Raw genomic sequence first — 5,831 nt, 5'->3', positions numbered from 1 at the left:
GCGCCCGCCACCCATCAAGCTCGCGCTCGACACCTATCGCAATACACAGGGACCCAGGGGGGGCTGGGCTCAGCGGCAGGGATCCTCTCCACCCTATCGCCAGCCGACGCTGTGCGGCGGCCTCTGGGTCCCGGCTCTACGCTTCGCTTCGGCCGGGATGACGACGATGGGGAGGAGCGGCGGCGCTACCCCGCCAACCGGTACTCACTCTCCAACCCCGGCTCCCCGTCGCACGCCACCCGCCCCTCGCGCACCAGCTGGATCAGGTGCGCCAGCATCGACAGCGCCGCCGCCGGGTGCAGCCTCGGATCCACGGCTGCGTAGAGCACAGGCACAATCTCCCGGATCCGCGCCGGGCCGTTCGTCAGCACGCCGAGCACTTGCGCCTCCCGCGCCCGGCGGTGGTCGACATAGGCCTGCAGGAACGGCGCGACCTCGCGCACCGGCGAGCCGTGGGTCGGCCACAGGGTCGCAAAGCCTCGCGCCTGGATCTTGGCCAGGCTGGCGAAATAGTCGCCCATGTCGCCGTCGGGCGGGGTGATCACCGTCGTCGACCAGCCCATGACGTGGTCGCCGCTGAAGAGGGCGTTCTCTTCCTTCAGCGAAAAGCAGACGTGGTTGGAGGTGTGGCCGGGCGTGGTGATCGCCTCCAGCGTCCAGCCGGGGCCTGCGAAGACGTCGCCGTCGGCGATCTCGATGTCGGGCCGGAAGTGGCCGTCGTCCTCGGCGTCGAGCTTCACGCCCGTCTCTTCGGCCACCAGCACGGCAGGCGCCGGCCGGCCCCAGATCCGCGCCCCCGTCCGCGCCGCCAGGGGGCCGGCGAGGGGAGAGTGGTCGGCGTGGTGGTGGGTCACCAGGATGTGGCTGACGGTCTCGCCCTCGATCGCCGCCAGCAGGGCGTCCAGGTGCGAGGGCAGGTCCGGACCCGGGTCGATCACCGCCACGGTTCCCCGGCCGACGATGTAGGTGCCCGTGCCGGTGTAGGTGAACGGTCCGGGATTGTCGGCGATCACCCGCCGGATCAGCGGCGAGACCTGGTCGCAGCGGCCGTACTCGAACTCGATCTCTCGGACGAAGGGGATCATCGCGACCCATCCTGAGCGGCGCCGGTCTTGCGCTTAACGAACCGTAAACCCTGTGGAGTACGGATCATGGCGGCCGACGCGGCGATTTTTGTCTCAAAACGGCTCCAGCGCGCGTGCTTCGCCGTGCTGTGTCTCATTGCGGCGCAGTTCGTGCTGGCCTCGTGCGAGCCCGAACCCAGCCCCATGGCCGCCCGCGTCACCACGCTGGGCGGCTACTGAGGCCCTGAACTAGTGCGGCAGCACGCCGGAGAGGTCGTAGCCGGCCTCGTAGCCCTGCCGCACCAAGGTTTCCCGATCGGCCGCGCCCGACAGCGCCTGGCCGATCGACCAGGTGACGATCGAGCGGGTGCCCGAGCGGCAGAAGGCCAGGACCGGACCGCCGGCCGCCTCGACCGCCTCGCGCACCGCGTCCACCTGATCCTGGGTCGGCCCGCCGCGCACCGGCACGTGCACATAGGCCAGGCCCGCGGCCTTGGCCGCCGCCTCGATCTCCGCGCCCGTCGGCTGGCTGGGATCCTCGCCGTCCGGACGGTTGTTGACGATCAGGGCGAAGCCCTCGGCCTTGGCCCGGGCCACGTCCTCGACGGTGATCTGGGGGCTGACCGACAGGCTGTCGGTGACGCGGCGGAAATCGGTCATGGGCGCTTGAAGCCTCTGGAAGGAACGTCTCGAACCCTTCAGATGCGCGGCGCGCGCGCCTTGGGCAAGTCCTTCTCGTCGCCTGGCTCACCCGCTCCCTAGTCGATCCGCCGCGCCCGGATGGCCGTCTGGCCGTCGACGTTCAGGAAGAAGCTGCCCATCGAGGCCCGGCGGATCGAGATCTTCGAGCCGGCCTTGGGCGCGCGGCGCACCGGGTCGCGGCCGACCTGGTCCCACTTGGCGCCGTCCTCCAGCACGATCGTCCAGCCGCCGGCCCCGTTCTGCCAGGCCTGCTTGGCCACGCCCTCGATGCGGTCGAGGCTGGCCGGCGCGTCGCCGCCCTTGCCGCCGAACAGGTCGAGCTTGGGCAGGTTGAAGCCGAAGGCCTCGCGCTTGACGCTCTCCACCTTCTGCCGGTCCAGCACCACGATCTCGCCGGAGGCGTCGGCGGCCGCGAGTTCGGCGGCGGCCTTGTCGTAGCAGGCCAGGCGGGCGGCGGCTTCGGGGATCGCCCGGCAGGCCGTCACCGCGCCCAAAGCTCCAGGTTGAGCAGGGCCCGGCGCGGCGAGCGCGGCGGGCGCCGAGGCGAGGACGAGAAGCGCGAGCGGCAAGCGGATGAGTCGCATGAGGAAGATCCGACGTGGGTTGGGGGCCGCGGGCCGGCGCGGCGAGCGTGGCGCGGAAGACACGCGGGGGAAATGTGTCCGAAAGGTGGCCGATCCGGCTTCCGCCGAGGAAACATCGCCCCGCGTTTTCGTGTGTCGCGACAACATATTTCGATATTACCGGTATTTCAAAGTGGAGAGAATTACCGCCCAAACGTCTCCTTGGGGCCATGTCTCGCAAGCTTGAGCACGCCTCGCAGCGCGAAAGCGCGGCGATCTGCCGCTAAGGCGACAATGGTGTGTTCAATTTGCGACAGAAAGGATGCTTCACGTTACACAACGGTAATCGGAATTGACCGCTCCAAGCGGGCGCTCCTAACGTCCCCCCCAACCGGGCTGAGGGCAGCCTGGGATTGCAAGACATGGGCGACGGGCCGGCGATATCGCCAGGCCCAGCCCGTTCTCGGAGGGATTCCATTGAAGATTCAGATGACGCGTAAGCGCCTGCTGACGACGACCATCATCAGCGGCCTCGCGATCGCCGCCGCCAGCGCCGGTGTGGCGTCAGCGCAAACCGCGCCCGAAAGCGACTCGACCGAAATCGAAGCCGTCGTCGTCACCGGTTCGCGCATCGCCCGCCAGGACTACGTGGCCAACAGCCCGATCTCGACCGTGACGTCGGAAGCCATCCAGGCCGCCGGTTCGACCACCACCGAAGACGTGCTGAACCGCCTGCCGCAGGTGATGCCGGGCCTGACCGCCGCTTCCAACAACCCGTCGGACGGCACCGCCACCGTCGACCTGCGTGGCGTGGGGGCGTCGCGCACCCTGGTGCTGGTCAACGGCCACCGCATGAACCCGTCGACGCGTTCGAACACCGTCGACCTCAACAACATCCCGACGGCGCTGATCGACAAGGTCGAGATCGTCACCGGCGGCGCCTCGGCCGTGTACGGTTCGGACGCTCTGTCGGGCGTCGTGAACTTCCAGCTGAAGAAGGACTTCGAAGGCGTCGAAGTCGGCAGCCAGTACGGCATCAGCGAAATCGGCGACGGCAAGACCACCAACACCTACTTCCTGATCGGCGCCAACACGCCGGACGGCAAGGGTAACGTCACCGCCTACGCCAACTACTACAGCCGCGACAAGATCCTGCCGAACAACGACCGTCCGTGGTCGCTGGTCTCCAACGCCGGCGGTTCGGGCACGGGCGTGACCGGCGCGGCCAACGCGATCGGCACCAACCCCTTCGGCGGTTCGACCTCGAGCCCGCTGAACGTGCGTTACGCCTTCAACACCGACGGTTCGCCGCGTCCGTTCGTGAACACCCTGGCTGGTGACCGCTACAACTTCTCGCCGGTCAACAACCTGCTGTCGCCGGGCGAGCGCTTCAACATCACCGCCCTGGGCAACTACGAGATCACCGATTGGCTGACCGCCTCGGCCGAGATGTACTACGCCGACAGCCGCAACTCGGCCCAGCTGGCGCCGACCCCGGCCACCGGCATCCAGGTGCCGTACAACAACGCCTTCGTCTCGCCCGGCCTGGCCACCCTGCTGGCCACCCGTCCGAACCCGACCGCCGCGATCTTCGTCGATCGTCGTATGGCCGAAGTCGGTCCGCGCGTCGAAACCCGCGACTCGGATCTCTACCAGATCAACCTCGGCCTGAAGGCCGACCTGGGTTCGGGCTGGACCGGTGAAGCCTTCTACAGCTTCGGCCGCACCGAGTTCCGCGTCGGCGTGCAGAACGACGTCTCGCGTTCGAAGGTCGCCGCGGCGATCGCTTCGGGCGCCGGCGCCAGCACCACCAGCTGCTCGACCGCCTCGCTGGCCCTGTTCCCGACCTGCGCCCCGCTGAACCTGTTCGGCGCCGGCAACATCTCGACGGCCGCGGCCAACTTCATCCGCCTGAACTTCTCCGACCTGACCGTGTTCGAACGCAACGTCGGTTCGGTCTACGCCACCGGCCCGCTGTTCAAGCTGCCGGCCGGCGACTTCTCGGTCGCCGTCGGCGCCGAATGGCGTGAAGACACCCTGTCGTTCACCCCGGACGCCGCCAAGAACTCGGGCGACATCTTCGGCTTCAACGCCGAAAAGGCCGTCGGCGGCGGCTCGAGCGTCGGCGAACTCTACGTCGAAGCCGTGGTTCCGCTGGTCGCCGACGTGACCGGCGCCAACTACCTGGGCCTGGAACTGGGCGGCCGTTACTCCGACTACTCGTCGGTCGGCAGCGTCTACAGCTACAAGGTCGGCGTCGAGTACAAGCCGATCCACGACGTCAAGCTGCGGGCCATGTTCCAGAAGGCCAGCCGCGCCCCGTCGGTGTTCGAACTGTACCAGTCGGGCGACCAGGGCTTCCCGGCCGTGCTCGACCCCTGCACCACCGTCAACCCGGGCACGGGCGCCGCGCGCACCCTGTCGGCTTCGGTCCGCGCCTTCTGTACCGCTCAGCTGGGCTATGATCCGGTCGCCGGCAACTTCGTCGCCCAGAACACCCAGACGGAGTCGTTCTTCTACGGCAACCCGAGCCTGGCCGAAGAAAAGTCGGAAACCATCACCGCTGGCGTGGTGTGGCAGCCGAGCTTCGTCTCGGGCCTGAGCCTGACCGTCGACTACTACGACATCAAGATCGACGACTACATCGGCACCATCCGCGGCGGCGTGTCGGGCATCGTCTCGGCCTGCTTCGCCTCGGGCAGCCTGACCTCGTCGGCCTGCTTCGACTCGGGCATCAACCTGCCGCTGATCTACCGCGACGCGGCCGGCAACCTGAAGGCCCGCGCGCCGCTCGGCAACGTGTCGGCTCTGCAGACCAAGGGCGTCGACGTGGCCGTCTCGTACGGCTGGAACGTGCCGTGGGCCGGCGGCGTCTGGGGCGACAAGCTCCAGTTCGACCTGACCACGACCTATCTCGACAGCTACGAGCTGGACGGCATCGACTACAAGGGCACCATCGGCGCCTACAACATCTCGGCCTCGCTGCCGGAATGGAAGGCCAGCCTGCGCGTTGGTTACGATGTCGGCCCGGTCCGCCTGGCCTACACCGGCACCTACATCGGCGAGATGGACAACCAGGGCAACATCCCCGAGTTCGAGGATGGCGGCTACACGACGGTCGACGCCTACTTCTACCACGACGTCAGCGCCCGCTGGAACGTCAACGACAACGTCGAGATCTTCGGCGGCGTCCGCAACCTCGGCGACAAGAAGCCGCCGGTGTTCGACAACGCTCCGGACGGCAACACCGACCCGAACACCTACGACATCCTGGGTCGTTCGTACTTCGTGGGCGCCAAGCTGCGCTTCTAAGCAGCCCGGCGTTCACCCCGGCGGTCCTCGGACCGCCGGGACCGACGACATCGACGGCGGGTCCCCCGGGACCCGCCGTTTTTGTTTGTCCGCCCCTGTGCAACGGGGGAGGGGGCGACACGGCCTAGCGTCCCTCTCCCCTTGCGGGAGAGGGTGGCCTGCGAAGCAGGTCGGGTGAGGGGGCTCTCAG

5 protein-coding genes are annotated in these 5,831 nt (G+C 68.2%); 2 read left to right on the top strand and 3 right to left on the bottom strand.

Going from position 1 to position 5,831, the window contains the following annotated elements:
• Window positions 1-185: 185 nt before the first annotated feature.
• Complete coding sequence (locus DMC18_RS21630; RefSeq protein WP_110121856.1) at window positions 186-1,085, bottom strand: MBL fold metallo-hydrolase; 900 nt, start codon at window positions 1,083-1,085, stop codon at window positions 186-188.
• A gap of 66 nt (window positions 1,086-1,151) precedes the next feature.
• On the opposite strand from DMC18_RS21630, the gene DMC18_RS21625 reads away from it, so the two are divergent.
• Entirely contained in the window at window positions 1,152-1,304 is a 153-nt protein-coding gene (locus DMC18_RS21625; RefSeq protein ID WP_110121857.1) for a hypothetical protein, read from the top strand.
• Window positions 1,305-1,313: 9 nt separating this feature from the next.
• On the opposite strand, the gene DMC18_RS21620 is transcribed toward DMC18_RS21625, so the two are convergent.
• Entirely contained in the window at window positions 1,314-1,724 is a 411-nt protein-coding gene (locus DMC18_RS21620; protein ID WP_110121858.1) for a TIGR01244 family sulfur transferase, read from the bottom strand.
• A gap of 98 nt (window positions 1,725-1,822) precedes the next feature.
• Entirely contained in the window at window positions 1,823-2,350 is a 528-nt protein-coding gene (locus DMC18_RS21615) for a hypothetical protein (protein WP_146218163.1), read from the bottom strand.
• 468 nt (window positions 2,351-2,818) lie between these two features.
• On the opposite strand from DMC18_RS21615, the gene DMC18_RS21610 reads away from it, so the two are divergent.
• Entirely contained in the window at window positions 2,819-5,641 is a 2,823-nt protein-coding gene (locus DMC18_RS21610; protein WP_158285957.1) for a TonB-dependent siderophore receptor, read from the top strand.
• Window positions 5,642-5,831: the final 190 nt, after the last annotated feature.

The sequence above is a fragment of the Caulobacter sp. D5 genome, assembly GCF_003185805.1.
Lineage (GTDB): Bacteria > Pseudomonadota > Alphaproteobacteria > Caulobacterales > Caulobacteraceae > Caulobacter.
This window is presented reverse-complemented; position numbering and strand designations above follow the sequence as displayed.